This window comes from Brevibacillus fluminis (assembly GCF_003710825.1).
Taxonomy (GTDB): domain Bacteria; phylum Bacillota; class Bacilli; order Brevibacillales; family Brevibacillaceae; genus Brevibacillus_D; species Brevibacillus_D fluminis.
Window position 1 is genome coordinate 194489 of sequence record NZ_RHHQ01000012.1, and the last position, 20603, is coordinate 215091.

General features: G+C 51.4%; 16 protein-coding genes. 11 read left to right on the top strand and 5 right to left on the bottom strand.

From position 1 onward, the window contains the following. Positions 1 to 6 precede the first annotated feature (6 nt). Positions 7 to 951 (bottom strand): agmatinase, encoded by a 945-nt coding sequence (speB, locus tag EDM56_RS15140; protein WP_122918730.1) that lies wholly within the window; start codon positions 949 to 951, stop codon positions 7 to 9. Between the two features lie 390 nt (positions 952 to 1341). Here speB and EDM56_RS15145 point away from each other — a divergent pair, with 390 nt between their 5' ends. Next, complete coding sequence (locus EDM56_RS15145; protein ID WP_122919187.1) at positions 1342 to 2721, top strand: MATE family efflux transporter; 1380 nt, start codon at positions 1342 to 1344, stop codon at positions 2719 to 2721. A gap of 88 nt (positions 2722 to 2809) precedes the next feature. On the opposite strand, the gene EDM56_RS15150 is transcribed toward EDM56_RS15145, so the two are convergent. Both EDM56_RS15150 and EDM56_RS15155 read right to left on the bottom strand, forming a co-directional pair. Next, positions 2810 to 3667 (bottom strand): universal stress protein, encoded by an 858-nt coding sequence (locus tag EDM56_RS15150; RefSeq protein ID WP_122918731.1) that lies wholly within the window; start codon positions 3665 to 3667, stop codon positions 2810 to 2812. Between the two features lie 29 nt (positions 3668 to 3696). Next, a complete protein-coding gene (locus EDM56_RS15155; protein WP_122918732.1) occupies positions 3697 to 4122 on the bottom strand; it encodes a universal stress protein in 426 nt (141 codons plus the stop codon). 254 nt (positions 4123 to 4376) lie between these two features. Between EDM56_RS15155 and EDM56_RS15160 the strand changes: the two genes are divergently transcribed. After that, positions 4377 to 5264: a serine hydrolase gene (locus EDM56_RS15160; protein WP_122918733.1), complete on the top strand. Its 888-nt coding sequence runs from the start codon at positions 4377 to 4379 to the stop codon at positions 5262 to 5264. A 99-nt stretch (positions 5265 to 5363) separates the two neighbouring features. Here EDM56_RS15160 and EDM56_RS15165 read toward each other — a convergent pair whose 3' ends face one another. Continuing rightward, positions 5364 to 6095: a gamma-glutamyl-gamma-aminobutyrate hydrolase family protein gene (locus EDM56_RS15165; protein ID WP_122918734.1), complete on the bottom strand. Its 732-nt coding sequence runs from the start codon at positions 6093 to 6095 to the stop codon at positions 5364 to 5366. A 216-nt stretch (positions 6096 to 6311) separates the two neighbouring features. Here EDM56_RS15165 and EDM56_RS15170 point away from each other — a divergent pair, with 216 nt between their 5' ends. The 4 genes from EDM56_RS15170 (at position 6312) to EDM56_RS15185 (ending at position 11342) form a co-directional block, all read left to right on the top strand. Beyond that, positions 6312 to 7958 (top strand): peptide ABC transporter substrate-binding protein, encoded by a 1647-nt coding sequence (locus EDM56_RS15170; RefSeq protein ID WP_342772395.1) that lies wholly within the window; start codon positions 6312 to 6314, stop codon positions 7956 to 7958. 26 nt (positions 7959 to 7984) lie between these two features. Continuing rightward, positions 7985 to 8860 (top strand): D-amino-acid transaminase, encoded by an 876-nt coding sequence (gene dat / locus EDM56_RS15175; RefSeq protein ID WP_122918735.1) that lies wholly within the window; start codon positions 7985 to 7987, stop codon positions 8858 to 8860. A 159-nt stretch (positions 8861 to 9019) separates the two neighbouring features. Further along, positions 9020 to 10258: a hypothetical protein gene (locus tag EDM56_RS15180; protein ID WP_122918736.1), complete on the top strand. Its 1239-nt coding sequence runs from the start codon at positions 9020 to 9022 to the stop codon at positions 10256 to 10258. A gap of 202 nt (positions 10259 to 10460) precedes the next feature. Beyond that, entirely contained in the window at positions 10461 to 11342 is an 882-nt protein-coding gene (locus EDM56_RS15185) for a GNAT family N-acetyltransferase (protein WP_122918737.1), read from the top strand. Positions 11343 to 11398: 56 nt separating this feature from the next. On the opposite strand, the gene EDM56_RS15190 is transcribed toward EDM56_RS15185, so the two are convergent. Next, positions 11399 to 12862, bottom strand: coding sequence for a DHA2 family efflux MFS transporter permease subunit (locus tag EDM56_RS15190; RefSeq protein WP_246009396.1), 1464 nt, complete (start codon positions 12860 to 12862; stop codon positions 11399 to 11401). A 299-nt stretch (positions 12863 to 13161) separates the two neighbouring features. On the opposite strand from EDM56_RS15190, the gene EDM56_RS15195 reads away from it, so the two are divergent. From EDM56_RS15195 to EDM56_RS15215, 5 genes are all read left to right on the top strand, one after another. Further along, positions 13162 to 14016, top strand: coding sequence for a hypothetical protein (locus tag EDM56_RS15195; protein ID WP_122918738.1), 855 nt, complete (start codon positions 13162 to 13164; stop codon positions 14014 to 14016). A gap of 340 nt (positions 14017 to 14356) precedes the next feature. Then, on the top strand, positions 14357 to 15043 hold the full coding sequence (locus EDM56_RS15200; protein WP_122918739.1) for a response regulator transcription factor: 687 nt from the start codon (positions 14357 to 14359) through the stop codon (positions 15041 to 15043). Next, positions 15036 to 16325, top strand: a complete 1290-nt coding sequence (locus EDM56_RS15205; protein ID WP_122918740.1) for a sensor histidine kinase — start codon at positions 15036 to 15038, stop codon at positions 16323 to 16325. Before EDM56_RS15200 ends, EDM56_RS15205 begins: the two co-directional genes overlap by 8 nt. A gap of 216 nt (positions 16326 to 16541) precedes the next feature. Beyond that, positions 16542 to 17495 carry a hypothetical protein gene (locus EDM56_RS15210; RefSeq protein WP_122918741.1) on the top strand — a complete coding sequence of 318 codons (954 nt, stop codon included), beginning with the start codon at positions 16542 to 16544 and terminating at the stop codon, positions 17493 to 17495. A gap of 296 nt (positions 17496 to 17791) precedes the next feature. Further along, entirely contained in the window at positions 17792 to 20137 is a 2346-nt protein-coding gene (locus EDM56_RS15215; RefSeq protein WP_246009397.1) for an S-layer homology domain-containing protein, read from the top strand. Positions 20138 to 20603: the final 466 nt, after the last annotated feature.

Sequence of the window (20603 nt, forward strand, 5' to 3'; positions counted from 1 at the left end):
AATCAATTATTTTTTGTCGTTTTTCTTCTCATTCAGTGCTACGTGGGAAGCGAAATCGTGAATGAGTGTAGCTGCGAGCAGCGAAGTGATGGTGGTTGGATCGTACGGTGGCAGCACTTCTACCAAATCGAAGCCGATGTAGTTCAGGTCAGTCAGGCTGCGAACGATTTCCAAAGATTCAGCGCTGGAGAAGCCGCCTGCTTCAAGCGTACCTGTACCTGGAGCAAACGCTGGATCGACGAAATCGATATCGAAAGTCAGGAAGACAGGCGTGTCGCCGATTTTGTTTTTGATTTCGCTCACGACATCCGCGATGCCGCGTTGGCGCAATTCAGGGGTGGTAATGACGTTGTAGCCCAATTCATAGCTGGCATCCAGATCGCCAGGGTGGTTCAGCGTGCCGCGGATCCCGACTTGGAACACTTTATCCGGTTGGAGCAAGTTTTCTTCGTACGCGCGGATGAATGGGGAACCATGCCAGTATTTTTCTTCGTAGTATGTGTCCCACGTGTCGGTATGGGAGTCGAATTGGATCATGGCAACAGGACCGTACACTTTAGCTGCAGCGCGCAGGCTAGCCAGCGTGACGGAGTGGTCGCCACCCAGACCGATTGGGATAATCCCTTTTTGCATCAATTCGAGCATCGCAGCTTCAATGCGCTCGTAGCTGCGATGGATGTTGTGTGGAATAACCGGCACATCGCCGACATCGATCGCATTGGTATCGTCGAACGGATACACTTTGTGGATCGGATGATAAGGGAACAAAGTCATCGAAGCTTGGCGGATCGCTTGCGGCGCAAAACGAGCACCGACGCGGAAGGAAGCGGCGGTATCGAAAGGCATTCCGATGATCGCGACCTTGGCATTTTCATTGTCTGCTGGCAAGCGCATAAACGAACCTGTTGTGCAAAATTCTGGTTTTACGTCTGGTGTCAAAGGATATTTCATGGGAAGTTCCTCCTGGAATTGTTAGATTTGTTGGTTTGGTTTGGTTTTTTACGTTGAAGGCTTTCCCGTTTTTATAAGATCATCGACAGCAAAACTGCGATTAAGAACAGTTTCAAGTTCATTTCAGACTAACCCCTACCTTTTGATGAAAGTATGGCTGTATGCTTTACCTCTAAGCAAAAACGATACCAACTGTAATAAACGCGATTTTACCCGCTTTTGCATCGTTTTTACCCAGGGATGAATTGATTATGCACCAATGCATCATTTTTTCTAACTAATATTAGTTAGGTAATGGGCGTTAGCGTTTCCAAGCAATCGATGCTAAAATCAATTCACTTGAATTGTATTTTACCACAAAATGTGATCGGAAAGGTGGAATGTATGAAGATGGCAGAAGCCGCCAGTAAAGGGAAGGTGCGCTTGACCGAAGGGCCAATCGGAAAAACACTATTCTTTTTTGCCCTCCCTGTCTTATTCGGCAACGTCCTGCAATCGCTCAATGGCTCGATCAACTCGATCTGGGTAGGGAAGTTCCTCGGAGAGACCGCGTTGGCCGCGACGTCCAATGCGAACAATATCATGTTTTTTCTGCTCAGCTCCATTTTCGGGATCGGCATGGCCACAACGATTTTGGTAGGACAAAATATCGGGGCCAACAACATGGGAGAAGCGAAGCGGGTCGTAGGGACGAGCGCGGTGTTTTTTTGTTCGCTGTCGATTTTAATCGGTTTGATCGGTTTTCTATTTTCCGCCGACATCTTGCAATGGATGAATACGCCGCCCGATGCCATTCCGCTTGCTATTGCCTACACGCGCATCATTTTTGCCGGAGTCCCGTTTTTGTTCGTGTATAACTTCATCATGATGATTCTGCGCGGGTCGGGCGATTCGAAAACACCGTTTTATTTCCTGCTTATTTCGGTGGTTCTCGATATCGTGCTGAATCCGCTGCTGATTTTCGGGATTGGCCCGTTTCCGGAGATGGGCATATCCGGATCGGCGTTCTCCACGCTCATCGCCCAGTTCATCAGCCTGATTTTGCTCGTCGTCTATCTGTTCAAGACGAATTACTTCCTGTTATTGCGGAAAGGCGAATACCATCTGCTGCGCTTCGACCGCGAAATTATCGCTGCTCTAATCAAAAAGGGGCTGCCGATGGGATTCCAGATGATCGTCGTCTCATCGAGCGGGCTGGCCTTGATCAACCTGGTCAATACGTTCGGCTCGGATGCCACTGCGGCGTATGGGGCCGCGACGCAGCTGTCCAACTACATCCAGATGCCAGCAATGGCAATCGGTGCAGCGGTGTCCTCGATGGCGGCGCAAAACATCGGGGCAGGGAAGTGGGATCGCGTGACGCGCACGGCCATGACGGGCATTTTGTTCAATTTCGTCATGTCCGGGATATTGGCCGCGCTCATCTATGTGTTCAACCGCGAGGCGCTGTCGCTGTTTCTCCCTACTGAGGGAGATGCGATCGCGATCGGAATGCATATCAACCGGCTGACCCTTTGGGCGTTTGTGCTGTTCGGGATCAACTTTGTCCTGGCAGGTGTTATCCGTTCGACCGGTGCCGTCATGGTGCCGCTTCTCGTCACATTTATCGCGCTTTGGGTCATCCGCATCCCGATGTCCTACTATTTGGCGAATGTTTATGGTTTGGATGCGGTCTGGTGGAGTTTTCCCGTCAGCTTTACCATCGCTGTCATTTTGACGGTGCTCTACTACATGTTCGGCAATTGGAAAAAAGCGAAGATGATGTCGTAGCGGAGAACAAATATAAAAAGAAACCAGCCGATCATGGCTGGTTTTTATCATTTGAAAGAGGAGATAAGATTCGTAAGTCTAAAGCTGGCTACGATCGAACGATCAACAGCGGTTTTGTCGTTCGGTGAATCACTTTGTAAACCGTGCTGCCGACCAGCAAATCGGTGAGGCCGCTTGTTCCGTGGTACCCGAGCGCAACCAAATCGATATGCTCTTGCTCGGCGGCTTCCTTGATTCGCAGGGATGGATCGCCGATCGCCACCTTTGTGGTGTAGGTGACGCCGGATGCGCGCAGCAGCGGCTCGTATGCGGCGATAATGCGTTCGCCGCTGGTCACCAGCTTCTCATGAATATCCTCGCTAAGCTCTTCCGCGTGAGGGAAAGAGTAGCCGACCGCCGTGAACAGTACGAACTCTGCGCCGGTCTTTTTGCCCAGCTGGATGGCCGCTTCGGCAGCATAACGGGCGTGATCAGAGCCGTCCACCGCAATCAGGATGCGTTTTGGCGCATGAACGGATTCGGTTTCTTCCGGCACGAGGATGATTGGAACCGGCAGGTGGTGCAGCAGAGGATAGCCGATGCTGCCGAGCATCCAGCCAGCGACACGGCCATAGCCGTGCGTACCCATCACGATCATGTCGTGCTCTTGGGCCCAGTTGCCGATCGCCTCGTGCGTAATGCCGACCTCATAGTTCATGGTATAAGGCACGCGAGAATTTTCAACCAGCTCAAAAGACGGCTGGAGGTGTTCCATCGCGTCCTCTTTTTGATAGCGAGTGAATTGCTCAGGATCAATGAACGTCACGGTTTTTCCCGGCGGCAGCGGCGAAAGAACATGCAAGAGGGTTAGGGACGCATCGGTTTTGTCAGCAGCGATCGCCGTCGCCAGGCGGACGGCCTGCTGCGAACGCTCACTTGCGTCGATTGGGACCAAGAGCTTCGTCATGATAAGTTCCTCCTAAACAGAAATGGTGATTAACGTACGATCAATACCGAGCATTTGGCATGGTGCAGCACCTTGGCGCTCACGCTGCCCAAAAGCACGGAGGAGACGAGGCCATGGCCAACGCTCCCAACCACGATCAGATCGCACTCTTTTGCTTCGGCTTCATTGCAGATTTCTTCCGCTGCACCGCCGAGAATGTTGCGGTACGCGACGCGCGATTTATCCTCGAACTGCGCCCATGCCTGATAGGAAGGCGTCTCTTCCGGTGAGAGCACGTCTTGCGGCTGAGGGATAACGGCAGCCGGATAGCCAGCGATGACGGGGACGAATGGCTGGAACACGTGTACGAACGTAATTTTGGCTTCCGGCAGCGCTTCGTGCGTTTGCTTTGCCCATTCGACCGCCTTTTGGGACGTTTCGGAACCATCAACTGCAACTAAAATATTGGTAAACATGAGTGACCTCCTGTTTTAACTGTTATTTCGTTTCCTGAAGCACCTTCAGTATAGCAAAGGGGTCTTTCGCTGTATGTCAGGGAGAACCCTGAATATGAGGGAGGTTTTTCCCTGATCTTTGCGATGGAAAGCCACTGACTGGTCCGAGGAGTCGCAACCGTTCGAACTTTCAGTCTTGACTTTGGAAGAAAGATGGGAATTAATGAGGGTAGGAAAAGGCCGTCCATTTTTACATAGAAAAGAGGAGACAAGTCATGGAATTGCAAGAAAAGCTGGAGCGAATCGCGCGAGAAATGCCGGGGACGTTCGGGGTTGCAATCAAACATCTGGAGACGGGCGAAGAAGCGTCCTTGTTTGGGGATGAGCTGTTTCAGCTGGCGAGCGTTTTCAAAATCCCGATCCTGGCGACATTGTTTCGGGATGTGGAGGAAGGACGCCTTTCGCTGGGCGAGCGTGTGAAGCTTCAGGCGGACGAGCGTGTGCCAGGCTCGGGCGTGCTGCAGGAGCTGGACCCCGGGGCCGAGGTGACGATCAAAGACTTGGCGATGCTGATGATCATCGTCAGCGACAATTATGGAACTGACCAGGTGCTCAAGCATGTGGGGATCGAGCGCGTCAATCGCTTTATGAATGAGCTAGGCCTCGTAAAAACCAACATCCAGCACGATTGCTGGCGCCTGCTGACGATCTGTACGGGACTTGATTTGCCAGCGCCGACCGCGGAGGGATACGAGGAATACATGCGACGCGAAGACGCTGATCAATTCGACGAGGCTCATTCGATCCTTGAGCCGCGGCCGGAGAATAACGTATCGACTCCCCAAGAGATCAACCGCCTGCTGGAGATGATCGCGAAGAAGCAGCTGATTTCCGAAGCGGCCTGCGACGGGATGCTGAACATTCTCAAGCGTCAGCAATTTACCAGCCGCATTCCGAACCTGCTCCCTGGACAAGCGCGTGCCGCGCACAAAACCGGAACGATCGGCAGCTGTGTCAACGACGCCGGAATCGTCTACATGCCGCAAGGAAAAGGTGCGTTTGCCATCACGGTGCTGTCGCGCGATAACGAAAGCACCAATCAGGGCGCACAAACGATTGCGCGACTGTCCCGCGCTGCATACGATCACTTCATGGAATCATAAATCGAAAAAAAAAGAAGCCGGTGCGCATGCATCGGCTTCTTTGTCTGCAACTTTTTTTCAGAAATCCGCGTATATCCACTACAGCCAAACGACAGCTGCTTACCGAACCGCTTTCGTCCGCCCCGCCAGCTCGACGAATGACGAAGCAATCCGCAGCATGTTGTCATCGTGCAACCACATCCGCTCCGGATGCCACTGTATGCCGACAATCGTGGCATCGTCGTTTTCAATCGCTTCAATGACGCCGTCCGGCGCAACGGCCGTGACGCGAAAGCCCGGCGCCGGGTCTTTGACCGACTGGTGATGGGACGTATTTACCAGCACTTCATCTTTGCCAAGCGCATCTCTGACAAAGCCGGGAGCAAGTGAAACGCTGTGCGCCGCATATAGCTTGGAGCCTTTTTGCCCGTGCTGGAGAGCATGGGGGATTTGGGACGGGATGTCCTGAACGAGATTTCCGCCGAGCGCCACATTGATGATCTGCATGCCGCGGCAGATACCCAGCATCGGCTTTTTCAACTCACGGGCAATGCGAATCAGCGCAAGCTCCGCCACATCGCGCTCGTAATCGACCTCGCCTAAGCCCGGCAGCGGCTGTTCGCCGTAGAGATGGGGAGCAGGGTCTTCTCCACCGGTCAAAATCAGCCCGTCCAGCGCTTCGACCATTGCTTGCAAGGGGGCGTTCGGCTGATGCAGGAGCGGCAGCAACAACGGTGTTCCGCCGGATCGCACTACGCCGTCGATATAGCTGTTGCTTACATAAAAGTTCGGTTCGTGCGGATTTTTGGCAAAAAATTGTTTGGGACAGGCAATGCCGATGATAGGCGGCATGTTCTCACCTCGTTTGTCAGTTGGAAGAATGTACGATTAGTATGGAAGATCTCAGGCAGAAAGGGAACAAAAAACGTATAGAAGATTTACATAAGGTGTATTGAGGAATTCAATTTGTCATGGTTCTTTTCCTTGCAGTACGATGTGTACGAGCAAAAAAGAAAGAGATGCAAAAGACGTAGCAAACGATGAATCCGTACAGGGGGGAAGCTTGCATTGAAGAAGAAGTTGATCCGTTGCATGAGCATGTTCGTGCTGCTAGGAGGAATGTTGGCGGGCTGTAGCAGCAATTATGCCGCCACACCAGCGCAGCCGACACAGCCACAATCGCAAGGAAACGCAGGAACTACCGATGCCGGCAGCAAAGCACCGCAAATTTTGCACCTGAATGTAGAAGAACCATCATCGCTTGATACTGTTTCAGCAGACGAGGCGAATTCCGGCATTTTGATTCGCGAGCTGTTTGACGGGCTGACACGCTTCGATGAAGACGGGAACGCCGTCAAATCGTTGGCAGAGGACATCAAGGTGTCCGACGATCAGCTGGTGTACACCTTTACGCTGCGCGATTCGAAATGGACGAATGGCGATCCGGTTACTGCCGAGGATTTCGCGTATACCTGGATGCGCAATCTCGATCCGAAAAACGCTTCTCCCAATGCATACTCTCTCTTTGATGTGAAAAATGCCAAGGCCTACTATTCGGGCAAAGCCAAGGCGGAGGATGTCGGCATCAAAGCGCTTGACGTCAAGACACTGCAGGTGACGCTGGAGCACCCGACATCGTATTTCTTAGCGTTGACCCCATTTTTCACGCCGGTCAACAAAAAGGCGGTAGAAGCCAATCCGCAGGCATGGTGGAAAGATCCTTCGACATTTGTCAGCAACGGGGCATTCAAGCTCGATACGTGGGAGCACAAGAGCAAGCTGGTGCTTGCCAAAAACGACACCTACTGGGATAAAGATGCCGTCAAGCTCGATAAAATTGAGTTTTCCATGGTGGCTGACACCAATACCGAGCTGGAGATGTTCAACCATGGTGATCTGGATTGGGCAGGCGGACCGCTCAGCTCGCTTCCGGCTGATGCGATTCCGGTTCTGAAGGAAGAAGGCAAGCTGAAATCCAAAATGAAGGCGGCCAACTACTACATCAAGTTCCAAACCGAGAAAGCGCCGTTCACCAATGAGAAGATCCGCAAAGCGTTTGCTTATGCGATCAACCGCCAGGAGCTGACCGACAATGTGACCCAAGCGGGACAGACACCTCTTTTGGGATTCGTGCCGCAATCGATGGCACTCAAGCCGGAGGGCTATTTCAAGGACAGTGATTCCGAGCAAGCGAAAACCTTGCTTGCAGAAGGCATGAAAGAGTTGGGCGTGACTACCTTGCCGACCGTCACCTTCATGTATAATACGTCCGACATGAACAAAAAAATCGCCGAAGCGTTGCAGGCACAATGGAAAAAAACGCTGAACACCGACGTGAAGCTGGAAAACTACGAGACAAAGGTCTTTTTGCAAAACCAGGAAGGCGAAAACTACATGTTCTCCCGCTCAAGCTGGGTAGCTGATTACAACGACCCGATCAACTTTCTGGAAAAATTCACAGAGAAAGAAAGCTCGAGCAACAACACGCGCTGGTTCAACCAAAAGTACACCGATCTCGTGGAGGGAGCACGTGTCGAAAAGGATGCAGCCAAGCGCAAGCAAATGTACACGGAGGCGGAAACGATCCTCATGGATGCGATGCCGGTCACACCGCTTTACACGAATGTAAACGCATGGGTGCAAAATGACAATCTCAAAGGCGTCATCGTCGATGCGCTGGGGTACGTCGATTTTAGATTCGCCTATAAAGAATAGAAGAGATAAAAAAGGAGGATGGAAGTATGAGTGAGAACATAGCTTATTTCAATGACCGCTTTATTCCGGTCGATCAAGCGGTTGTGCCGATCGAGGAGCGCGGCCTGCAGTTAGGAGACGGCGTCTACGAGGTGCTGTGCATCTACAACGGCGTGCCGTTTACGCTGAAGGAGCATCTGGATCGACTGGAACAATCGGCAAACGCGATTGAGATTGATCTGCCGCAAAGCAAAGAGAAGCTAGCTGAGCTGGCGTGGGAAGGCATTCGCAAAGCAGGCATTGAAAACGGTACCTTGTACATGCAGGTCACACGTGGAACAGCGCCACGCAATCATCTGTTCCCGGAAAACATCACGCCGAACCTGTATTTGGTCTGGAAGCACGGCGCGCCTGATTTTTCCAAGTACAAAGCTGAGGGTGCAGCAGTGTTTACAGTAGCAGATGAGCGCTGGAAAAATTGCTACATCAAATCGATCAACCTGCTGCCTAATTTACTCGCGAAGGAACAGGCGAAGCGAAAAGGTGGCCAGGAAGCGCTGCTGGTGCAGGATGAATGGGCGAAAGAAGGGTCATCGTCCAACTTGTTTATCGTGAAAAATGGACACTTCAAGACGCCACAGGCTGATCACTCGATTTTGAAGGGAATTACCCGCCAAAAGCTAATCACGGTACTGAATGAGCATCAGATTAAGGTGAGCGAGCAGCCGATTTCGCTTACGGAAGTGCTTGAAGCGGACGAAGTATTCATGACTAGCACCACGATGGAAGTGCTGCCGGTCGTCTCGGTCGACGGCAAACAGATCGGGGCAGGAAAGCCGGGGGATTACTTCCGTCAGCTGACAGCGTGGTACAGCGAGCTAGTCGCGCAGGAATGCAAGCCAGGCACAATCAAAACCGTATAAAGGAACGGCGAGGGAAAGCCTTGCCGCAGGCTGTCGAGCATGCTCGGCAGCTTTTTTCATTTCAGCGTGGCTTGACGTAACGAAATCGGTGTCGAAACCGTCAGACTATCGATGAAGTGATCAGAATGATCGGATAAATGTTTGTATGGAGGGACCGTTATGAAGTTAAAAAAATCAATCCTGCTTTTGGCAACGCTCAGCTTGTTCACCGCCATTCCGGCATCAGCTGCTTCGCCGATTGTCGAGAAGATGAAAAAGGTGGACCAGCAGCGGATACAAGCGGAACAAAATGAGGAATGCACTATGGGATGCCGGGCAGCTAGAGAATCGTATAACTGGATAGGCCCGACTTTTTATGAAATGCAGTTGAAAAACGACCAGCTGACCCCGGAGCAGCTCTACATCTTGGGCAAGGTGAAGGGACTCATCCAGAAAGAAGCGGAAATCATCGATTTGTACGAAGCAAACGAGCGAACGCCGTACAACAAAGTCCGTGATGAGGTGCAGGCGACAATACTCGATATGCTGACCTACACGGCCAAGATGAAAGAGGTTTCCGCCAACGATGTGAAGGTGCTGACCTACGCTGTCGCTAAATCGCGCGCACTTTATGCAGATGCATCGTGGAAGGAGAGCTGGGTAGTCGACCGTGACACCGCGTACCTGTACGCCTATATAGACGGCGTCGTCGCGGTGCTCGATCGATTCATGCAAGATTTGCCCAAGTTTGTTGACTATATCCCGGGAGGCAGCTTCTCCGAGTACAGCTGGGCGAACTCGGTTGCCATGCGGGCGATTGCGGAATTCACCAAGTCGATGGAGCCGAATTACCACGATACGGCGCAAGAGCTGTACGATACGTATGCCCGAAAAAGCTTGAATCTGGCCTTGGCTGATACCAGCTTGAACCTAGAGTACAAAATGAGGAATGTGACAGATATTTACAACGCATACAAAGCTCAACTCGGCACGTCGTACAAAAACAATTTGACGGCTGGTACCCAGGAAGGGCTTCTCACCATGCTCAAGCAAAACAATGCGGCAGTGAAGGATAATGAGCGTTACTATCAGGATTACGCGATGGCGATTAAGCTCATCGATGCCTATGCTAGCCAGAAGGAAATTACGACGGCAGCCAAAAAGCAGCTCCGTTTGCAATGGTACCAATCGTTCATGGCCGGGTTGGATAAGCTGGACATCAGCATCTACAAAGGCGACTTTTATTGGTATGCCAACTATTTAGCCACCAACGACCTCAAGGCCTTCGCGCAGGCCCAGCCAGCGGAGATGAAAAAGCTTGCCGCAAAGCTTTTGGCGAAAGTGAAAACGGAGAAAAACCCGAGAGACGCGGCGCTGTATAAGAAGACGGTCGCGCTGTTGACTAAGTTGAGCAAATAATGTGATTAGAACAAATACATCGATGGCCATCTTGTGAGCGGATTCCCGCTTTGCGAGGTGGCTTTCGTTTTGGGAAGGAAAACAGTGGAAAATGGGATTGAATTACGGTAAAATATTTTTTATCAAAAGAATCGCGTTAATTGACCGAAAATACTGAATAAATCGCATTAGACTATTCATTACCTGACAAGGAGGAGACAACATGATTGTTTTCAAAAGACTGAATGCATGTACGCTGGACGAAGCGGTGCTCGCGTACAATCGTGGGTATGAAGGCTATTTTTTTGACCAAACGAAGACCGTTGACAGCCTCGCGCACAAAATCGGCAAAGAAGAGCTTTCTCCCAGCCATTCCATCGTCGCGTTTTACGATGGAGAGCCGGTGGGCATCGTGCTGAACGGAATTTGGCAGCGAGACGGCAAAAAGGTTGCCTGGAATGGGGGCACAGGTGTCGCGCCCGCTTTTCGTGGAAAAGGTGTGGGCCGTGCGCTGATGGACGAGACGCTCGCCATTTATCGAGAAGCAGGCGTTGAGCAAGCAGCGCTGGTCGCCGTCAAAGAGAACGAAACGGCGATTGCGCTCTATGAAAAAGTAGGCTATCGGGTTGTAGGGCAGTCGATCTTTTTGGAGAGCCAGTCATCGCTGCTTCCTTTTCATGAGGAATCGGCGATGGACTATCCAGTGGAACAGGCGGGCGTACAGGATGTGTATGGGCTGGCGTTTTGGCCGAAGCCGATCTGGGACATCCAGTGGCAAAGCATCGAGAACAGGGTGGCGCTCGTGGTCCGAGACGAAAATGGGCAGGCGATCGGCTACGCTTTGTACCGGCGCCTGTATGACGAGCAGGGGCAGCCTGCCACCACGCTTTTGTTTCACTGTGCAGCCGATCCCACGCGGCATGACACAGAGGCGATCATCCGATGCGCATTGTCTCATGCGTTCGATCCGCTTGACGCTAGCCTCCACCGATTGACGGTCAATTATCCTGCGGCCGATGAACAGGTGCTCGCGATTTTGCGGGAGGCAGGGTTTGGCAGAATGGCGGAGCAGGTGTTTATGGTGCGGGAGATGTCCAATTCCTGACGGGTCGGAAACGAGACACAGAAGAAAAACCAACCGAAACATGCGGTTGGTTTTTTTCAATTTCCTCTTTTGGGATCGCCGCGATGCATTACCAGAAACGAAAGCGGCAGCGCAACCGCCGTAATCACGCTCGCGATGATAAAAATATCGTGAAAGCTCATGGTGTACAGCACCGTTTGGAACGCGGCGTCGCTCTGGTCATGCCCTAGTGCGAGCAATTGCTGCCTGTTCCCATCGAGACGTACAGTGAAAACGGAGGTCAAGAGGCTGATCGTCATCGCGGAAAAGATCGTCCGCAGCCAGTTGATCAGGGCAGATGCGTGCCCGGACAGCGCTTCAGGAATGGCGCTCATGCCGACATTCGTTGCGGGGGTCATTGCCAGGCCGGTGCCTGTGTTGCGCAAGGAAAGCCAGAGCATGATGGACAGTAGGCTCGTGTCGGGCTGCAGGCTGCTGAAATGATAGGTGGTGCCGACCAAAATCAATCCTCCGCATAAAATCAGCCACCCGGCGCCGAATTTGGTGTAAAAATGACCGGAGATCAGCGTGGCGCACGTGAGGCAAAAAGCTGCAGGAAGAAACAGAAGCGCGATTTGCAGGGCAGACAGCCCTTGCATGTCAGCAAGATAAAGCGGGATGAAGGTGATCCCGGCATAAAGGCTGGTCTGCAAAATAAGCGAAATGATCAGGCTGACGGTAAAGGGAATGGAGCGAAACAAGCGTAATTGCAGCAGTGGAGCGTCCGTGCGCAGCTCGTGCACGATAAAGCCAATTCCGCAGCCAAGCCCGACCGTAAGGCAAATCCACGCCTTAGCGGAGCCCCATCCCCACGCCTGCAAGTTACCGAACACCAGCAAGAGAGCGAGGCTGGCGACCGCAGCCAGCGTAAGTCCAGCGCCATCCAGCTTGATCCGCTTTTGGCACCGATCCGCTGGCAGCAGGCGTGCCCCCAAGAGGCACACCACAACCCCGATCGGCAACGTGACCAAAAAAATCCAATGCCAGTCGTATTCCTGGAGCCAACCGCTCATCGACGGAGCAAGGGCGGTGCCGAGCACCGTGGAAAAGGACCAGACGCTGACAGCGAACGGGCGGCGCTGCTCGGGTAGCAGCTGGTAAATCATCGCAAGCGAAAGCGGCTGGAGCAGACCGCAAAAGATGCCTTGCAGCACGCGGAAAACGATCAGGGCATAAATGTTCCACGACAGCGCGCAAAGAACGGCGCACAGGTTCACGCCAGCCAGCGCGAACAAAAACAGGCGCTTCCCCCCGAAGCGATCGATCGCATAGCCGGTCACCGGGGCGATGACACCCGCTGCGAGCGTGAATCCGGTCACAATCCATTGAACCGTTCCGAGCTGCGTATTGAACAGATGGATGAAGCCTGGGAGCGACATGTTCAAAGAGACGGTATGGTACATGCCAACAAACGAGCCGAAAAATAGGGTCAGGACGATTGACCAAAATGACCGTTCCGCAAGCGGAGCGTCGGCAGCGATTTTTTGCAGGTCAACGGACAAGCGCGGCACCTCGAATCAAACTTGTTTTCGTTGCAAGATGTACATTTAGAGGCAGTATAGCACCGCCTCGTAGGTAAACGTTTATCGAATGATAGTATCGAGCGATAGAAAACTCGTATGGAAGTGTGAGGTGGCCTGCGAGTCCATACATAAACCGCCGGCATACCGACAAAAATAAGGAAAAATTCAGCACAGACTTTCCATTAGATTTCCATATTGCTCTAAGCGAATTCAAAGAATCGAAGCCTACACTAGGAATGTCCACGGTACAACCACACAATCTTGAAAGGGTGAAAGACATGTTTAGCAAAGCAAAAACAGGTATGGTCATGAGTGCTGTTGCCGCAGTGCTCAGCATCGGAAGCATCGGCAGTGCTTTCGCGGCGACAGCAGACACTACCACCCAAACGGTGACAGCGCACAAAGTTGTGATGAATGGTTGGGACACTGCCGAAAAAGGAGCGCACGCTGGCAAAGTCGACAATACCCAGCTGCTGGATGGCGGCCAGTTCGGCGATCATGGTCATGGTAGAGGTTTCGGCAAAGGGTTTGCGAATAACGCCGAGCTGCTGGCTCTTTTGAAGCTCGATGCGGATCAATTGCAAGAGCAGCTGAAAGCGGGCAAGTCGCTCGCTGAAATCGCACAGGCGCAAGGCGTTTCCACGGACGCGCTCACCAGCCTGCTTGCCAAACAGCGCGATCAGAAGCTTACAGAGGCAGTGAAGAACGGCAAGCTGACAAAGGAGCGGGCCGATCGGATCAAGGTAAACTCAGCCGAGCGAATCAAGCAATTCGTCGAGAGCAAGCACAATGGCCGCATGCACGGCAAAGGCTCCGGCCTGCGCAACAATGAGGAGCTGCTGGCCTTGCTGAAGCTGGATGCCGACCAATTGAAGGAACAGCTGAAGGCAGGCAAATCGCTGGCTGAGGTCGCACAAGCACAAGGTGTTTCCAAAGCTGACGTCATCAAGCTCTTGATCGCCCAGCGCACGAAAAAGCTGGATGAGGCGGTCGCAAGCGGCAAGCTGACACAGGAAAAAGCGAAGCAAATCAAGTCGGAGCTGGCTGACCGGATCAACCGATTTGTGGAGAAGAAGTTCGATCGTAAGGACGGCCACAATAAGGAGAAGGGGAAAGCTAGCAGGCAGGAATAAAAAAATGCGAGCAGTAATCGAATAGAGCAGCGGCAGGCAAAAAAGCAAGCAGGCGGGTGTGTGATGACTACCTAGACCTGCTTCCTTTTTGTCCTGGTCTCAAATCTAGTTCTAAAGATGGAGTGCTTTACTAGAAGAAAAAACGAATATCCGAAAAAATGGGGAGGATGCAGGCTTGAGTCGACGGGAAGATATCTCTCAAGGATGTTGCGGTGATACAGGAAGGGGACAAGGATGAGTCTGTTGAAAACAAAATGGATGACAAGCCAAGGTGATGACATCGCAATTCGACTCAGCCGAGTTGCGCGAATTCCATTTTTGACACGAAAGAGGGAGACATATGCGGATTCTCGCAGTGGAGGATGATCGCCATCTTCTAGCAGCAGTAAGCAGTGTGCTGCAGGAGGAAGGCTATCAGGTCGACAGAGCCGAGCGAGGCGATGAAGGCTTCTATTTGGCGGAGCGCGGCATTTATGATTTGCTAGTGCTCGATATCATGCTGCCGGGCATGGATGGCTTGACCATCGTCAAAAAGCTGAGGAGCAAAGGCGTGTCCACGCCGGTTCTGTTTCTGACGGCAAAGGATAGCGTGGACGCGCGCGTGCAAGGTCTTGACGCCGGGGCGGACGACTACTTGGTCAAACCGTTCGCGGTTGAAGAGCTACTGGCACGGACACGGGCCTTATTGCGCCGGAACGGCAAAATCAGCACCGAGGGCGAACTGACCTACGGCCCGATCACGCTGAAAGTGAACGAGTACGACGGGTATGTGGGCGAGACACCGATGAAGCTGACCAGCAAAGAGTTCGAGCTGCTGAAATATTTGCTGCATAACAAAGAGCAGATTCTCACGCGGCAGCAAATTTTCGACCGCGTCTGGGGCATCGATTCTGAGGCCAATTACGGCGTCGTCGATCTGTATGTGCATTATTTGCGCAAAAAAATGAGCGATTTCGGTTGTGACAACCTGATTGGGACTGTGCGCAACGTCGGCTATATCCTTAAAGGGAAGAAAGAGAATGTTTAAGAAAACCCAGAATCGCCTCGTGATCCTCAACGTCATCGTATTCATGGTGCTCTTGTACGGGTTGGGGAGCGCGCTCTACTTTTCCATGCAGTACAATCTATATTCACAGGTGGACAGGGAGCTGCAGCGGGCCGTTTTTCAAATGAATCAGGGGCCTGCGCTGCAAGGGCCGATGCCGTCCGCTCCCCTGTCCCACCTTAAACTGGAACGCAAACGCTTCGGCGATGTGGACCGGCGGATCGTCTTCTTGTTTTGGGGTCCGCACGACCAGTTTTTGGCAAAGGCATTCGGCGAAATGATCGAAAACGACGACATCCCCAAATTCAAGCCGGAAGGCAATGAGCTCGGTATCACGACGAAGGTGATCGATGGGCAGCCTTATCGAATTTGCACGATCATGGCCAACCGGATCATCTTTACGGAAGGACAGCTGCAAAAGGTCGAAAAAGTCCAGCTGGTCTACAATCTGGAGCCTGAGCAGAAAATGCTCGACCTTCTCTTGTACGTGCTAGGTATCGGCGGGTTTGTCAGCATTATCATCGCCATCGTCACCGGGCGGTTTTTGGCCAAGCGCGCCTTGGTGCCGATCCAGCAGTCGTGGGAAAAGCAGCAGCAATTCATCGCGGATGCCTCGCATGAGCTCCGCACGCCATTATCCGTCATTCGTCTCAATCTGGAGCGGCTGTTCCGCAACCCCGACCATACGATTGAGGAGGAGAGCGAGACTATTTCGGCCAGCATGCAGGAAACAAAGCGTTTGACCAAGCTGGTGACCGACCTGTTGACCTTGGCACGGTCCGATTCCAACGAGCTGCAAATTTTGAAGCAGCGTGTGCGGCTGGACGAGATTGTGCTAAAAAGCATTCGCACCTTCTCCCAGCTGGCCGAGCTCAAGGAAATCACCATGAAGCGCGATGTGGAGGAGCCGCTCGAAATCATGGGCGACGAGGAACGCCTTCAGCAGCTGATGGTCATTTTGCTGGACAACGCGTTGAAATATACGCAAGAAACCGGGCAGATCACGGTCAGCTGTAAACGCGAGGGCAACTGGATTACCATCATCGTCAGCGACACCGGCATCGGCATCTCACAGGAAGAACTCGGCTATGTTTTCGACCGCTTTTTCCGCGGGGATAAAATGCGCTCTCGCGCTGAAGAAGGAACCGGACTCGGTCTCTCCATTGCCAAATGGATCGTGGAAGCTCACGATGGCAAAATCCGCGTGGAAAGCAAGGAAGGCGCCGGAACCAGCTTTACCATCACCCTGCCGGCAAAGAGTTGAGGGGAGCCGGAGAAGACAAATTTATTAAAGGACGAGTATGCAAAGAGGTATCTACCTCAATGTGATTCTCGTCCTTTTTGTTTGAATAGGCAAAAGCAAACGAGCAGGATCGTTTCCTCACATCGCGAAAATAAAATGTAACGATTTAGCGATGGTCGAAAACAACCAAAGAGGATACGGACGATGAACGTGACCACAGTAGGGAGGAACCATTAGATGACAACCAAAAATCACGAATGGGAAATCACGAAGCCAAAGAAACCAGTAATCGAGTGGTTGCTTAATGGGGACCCTGCAATCCGTTGGCAGGTGATGCGTGACCTAACCGAAGAGCCCGCTGACCGTGTTGCCGCAGAGCGATCGCGGATTGCCGCGGAAGGTTGGGGTGCCCGGGTCCTCGGCATGCAGTCTTCCAAGGGCAACTGGGGCGGTGAAGCCGATGCCAGGAACTGGCTATGCACGAGCTACACCTTGTTGCTTTTGAAGGACCTAGGCTTGGATCCCTTGAGTGAGGAAGTTCGCAGATCGATCGGCCTCGTGCGTGACAACATTACTTGGCCGCAGCAAATGGGCGGTCTGCCCTATTTCGACGGCGAGACCGAGCCCTGTGTCAATGGGTGGATCCTTGGGGTGGGTGCCTATTTCGGAGAGGCAAGCGACCGTCTAATGGATCGACTCCTCAGTGAGCAGCTTGAGGATGGAGGCTGGAATTGCGACGCTCCTAAAAGTCGACGATCCTCGTTCCACAGCACCATCTGTGTCCTAGAGGGGTTATTAGAGTACGATAAGGCTAAGGGTGAAACTGCTGCGGTGACCGAAGCCCGCATCCGAGGACAAGAGTACCTTCTGGAGCGTCGCATGCTGAGGTCCCTGTCATCCGGCGAGGTGATCGATCCAAAGTGGACAAGTTTCTCGTTCCCGACCACGTGGCATTATGACCTGCTGCGAGGGCTGGATTACTTACGCAGCGCCGGTGTCAAACCCGATGAACGGGTCACTGAGGTCGTCGGTCTAGTGGTTACGAAACAAGACCAAAATGGGAAATGGCCATTAGAGAACCCTCACCCCGATCGAGTTCACTTCGATATGGAAGGTGTGGAAGGCGAGCCTAGCCGTTGGAACACTCTCCGCGCCTTACGAGTGCTGGACTGGTACTCAACAGGAAGCTGATGAATCCGATCGAAGGGAACTCGCAACGATCAGCAGGACATGCGAGTCATTGATAGGCTAATGGCATCGATAGTTCAATATAACAGCGGCGAGTCTAAGACATAGTTTTTAAGCCTTAGTTCGCCGCTGTTTTATGTATGAAGTTCCATGCTTGTAAAATTTGGAACGAGGAAACTTGCGAAATCGCTGCAACTCTTCGCCAGCAACCTGCGTCGAAAAGTACATCGAGTTATGACACATTCTCGGATTAAGTTGCGTACGAACCAAACCACTATGATTATGATGGAGGTATTTCCTTGCTAAACTATAATGCACTTTCAACAAAAGCATTTAAAAAGGTGATAGTCGGAGCTGTGCTCGCTTCCAGCTTGGCAGTATCGAACGCAGGCATGGCAGCAAACGCACTCCCGTTATCTGATATTGCACAAAACGCGAACAAAGATGCCATCCTGAAATTGAACTATGCAGGTGTTCTGAAAGGCTATACGGATGGAACATTTAAACCGCAAAAAGAAGTAACACGCGCTGAATTTGCCAAAATTGCCGTACTCGCGATGGGGTATACGGATGAGCAAGCGAAACTTAGCCAAGGTGCGACCATTTTCAAAGATTTGCCTCGGGATCACTGGGCATCCGGTTATATCAATCTGGCCGTTTCCAAAGGAATTATTAAAGGATATCCAGACGGCACCTTTAAACCAAACAATACGGTCAATGTGGCGGAAGCCTTAACGGTATTCGTACAAGGCTTGAAAATTGACGTCACGCCCGCACAATCGGCGCAGTGGTATCTGCCGTATTTGCTAGAAGCAAACAAAGTCGGGATATATGACACAACTACAGCTCCAACTACGGCTGCCAAGCGTGATCTGGTAGCAGCGTTCACCGATCGTTTCATGGAGACATCTGTCTATGCAAACGGCGCTTACTATGACAAAGACGGTAACGCGACCGGAACCATCCAGAAGCTTCCGGTCGTAAAAGGTGCGGTTGCCGCTTATGACAAGTCTGCCAATACCGTGAAGATTGTAGGTCAAGACAAAGAGGTGGCAATCGCGTCGAACGCGCAAGTATTCGGCAACATCGTTATTGGTTCACAAGTAGAGTATGTCGTGAAAAATGGTAAAATAGCATTCTTAAACGTGGTGACGGCAGATGCCCGAATCATGGAGGGCGTCATCAAAACGGGTCTCAACTTCACGACAGCTGTAGGGGACGAAAGAAAATTCAAAGCGATCGTAAACGGGAAAGAAATCGTGCTTGAGGTGGAGAGCGGCGTAAAAGTGACCAGCTCGCAAGTCGGGCAAAAGTTCGTAGCGGTCCTGGATGAAGACGGCAAAGTGTCGTCCATCACCATCTCGCAAAACGTGGCATCCGGAATTGTGAAAAAGACCTCGACGGTAAGCGGAACGAACCAAAAACAAGAGATTGTTGTGGATAACGATACGTATCAACTCGCAAGCAATGCAACGATCAAGGTTAAAGATCACCCGCTCGCAGATGAAAAAGCAGGTACGTTCGCTGGCATTGAAAAAGGCGATCTCGTGAAGCTGACGCTGAATGTAGATGGTAAGGTATCTGCAGTGACGTATACCAAATTGAGCGTTACCGCATCGATTCAAATCGATACGAATGACAATTTGATCAGCTTTGGCGATTATGAATACGATGTTTTAGAGGATACAAAGCTTTACGTGGATGAGGATGAAGTATCAGAACTGGGCGAATTGAAAGATGGCAACATCGCCATTCTCACGTTTGATCAGGATGGAAATTTGAGCAAAATTGAGCAGGGCACCGGTGTTACCACCAATAAGGTAGTCGCCAGTTCAACGGCATATGTGGCAGGTAGCCCGGCTACGCTGGCTACAATCAAGGTAGCCGGAACCACCTATAAAATTCCTGCTTCAGCCAAGCTGACGATCGATGGCAAGAGCGTATCCGCTACCTCACTGAAGGCGGATCAACTTACCGACTACAGCATCACGACTTGGAAATACAACCTGGGTACCAACGAAGTCGTTGAACTGGTAGCGGAAAAGCAGGCCGTAACAGGATATGTGACCTCGATCTCGGGCAAAAAAGTAACGCTCAATAACAAGGTTTATGAGCTGCTTTCCGGAGTGACAATCGATGTTGATGCAGATACGAATGACAAAGTATATACGCTGACACTGAACAACAACGGAAAAGTGAAGGCAATCGCAAGTGACGTGAAAACCGTTAGCGGTGTCGTCGATACTGTGGAAGTGAAAGGCGAAAACGGTTCGATCACATCCGCACAAATCGCAGTAAACGGGAAAGTATACGATGTGAGCGATACTGCCTCTCTGACAGGAATCGATCAGTTCGAATACGCAACTCTTACGCTAAACCGTGATGGCGAAGTGGTTAATGCTGCTGCAAAAGGCAAAATGACAGTGGACAACGCACCTTTCGTCGGTATCGAATCGCGTGTGAATGGAGATAAATACGTATTCTACAACAACACTTCAACCAGCCTCAAACTGGATCCAAATGCGAAAGTGAAATACTACAACGGGTCTGATTTGCCAGAAAAAGATGTAACAAGCACAGACCATGTGAATTTGTGGACCAACGATGAAGGAAATGTTTACTTGATTGTCGTTACGAAACGATAAGAGACTCGGTTGATAGGTGCAAAAACAAAAAAGGTAAACAAAAAGGCGTGTGAACGAACAGTAGTTCGAACACGCCTTTTTGTTCGTTTTTAAGAACGTACGTTTGTGTGTTGGGGAATATTGTGATACAATGCAGATAATTGGGATCATTATCTACTAGCGCAAATACTCCCTTCTGTGAAAAAAGGTGAGGATATGGTCTAGCTATCGACTATGCGAAATCAGGTATTACGAAATCAGAATTGATAAAGGAAGTCATAAACGCCAGAGAGCAGTTGGTTATTCAACTTTTGGAGCTTCCAGTTGATAAGCGAAACAAGCATATAGCAGTAAATGGCGTTTCTCATTGTCCACACACGGGGACACCCTATTCACTTGCATATATTGTGAAAGAGTTCATCCAACATGACAATCATCATAAGGAACAGATCGTATCATTTTTAAGCAATGAACGGATCGAATAATG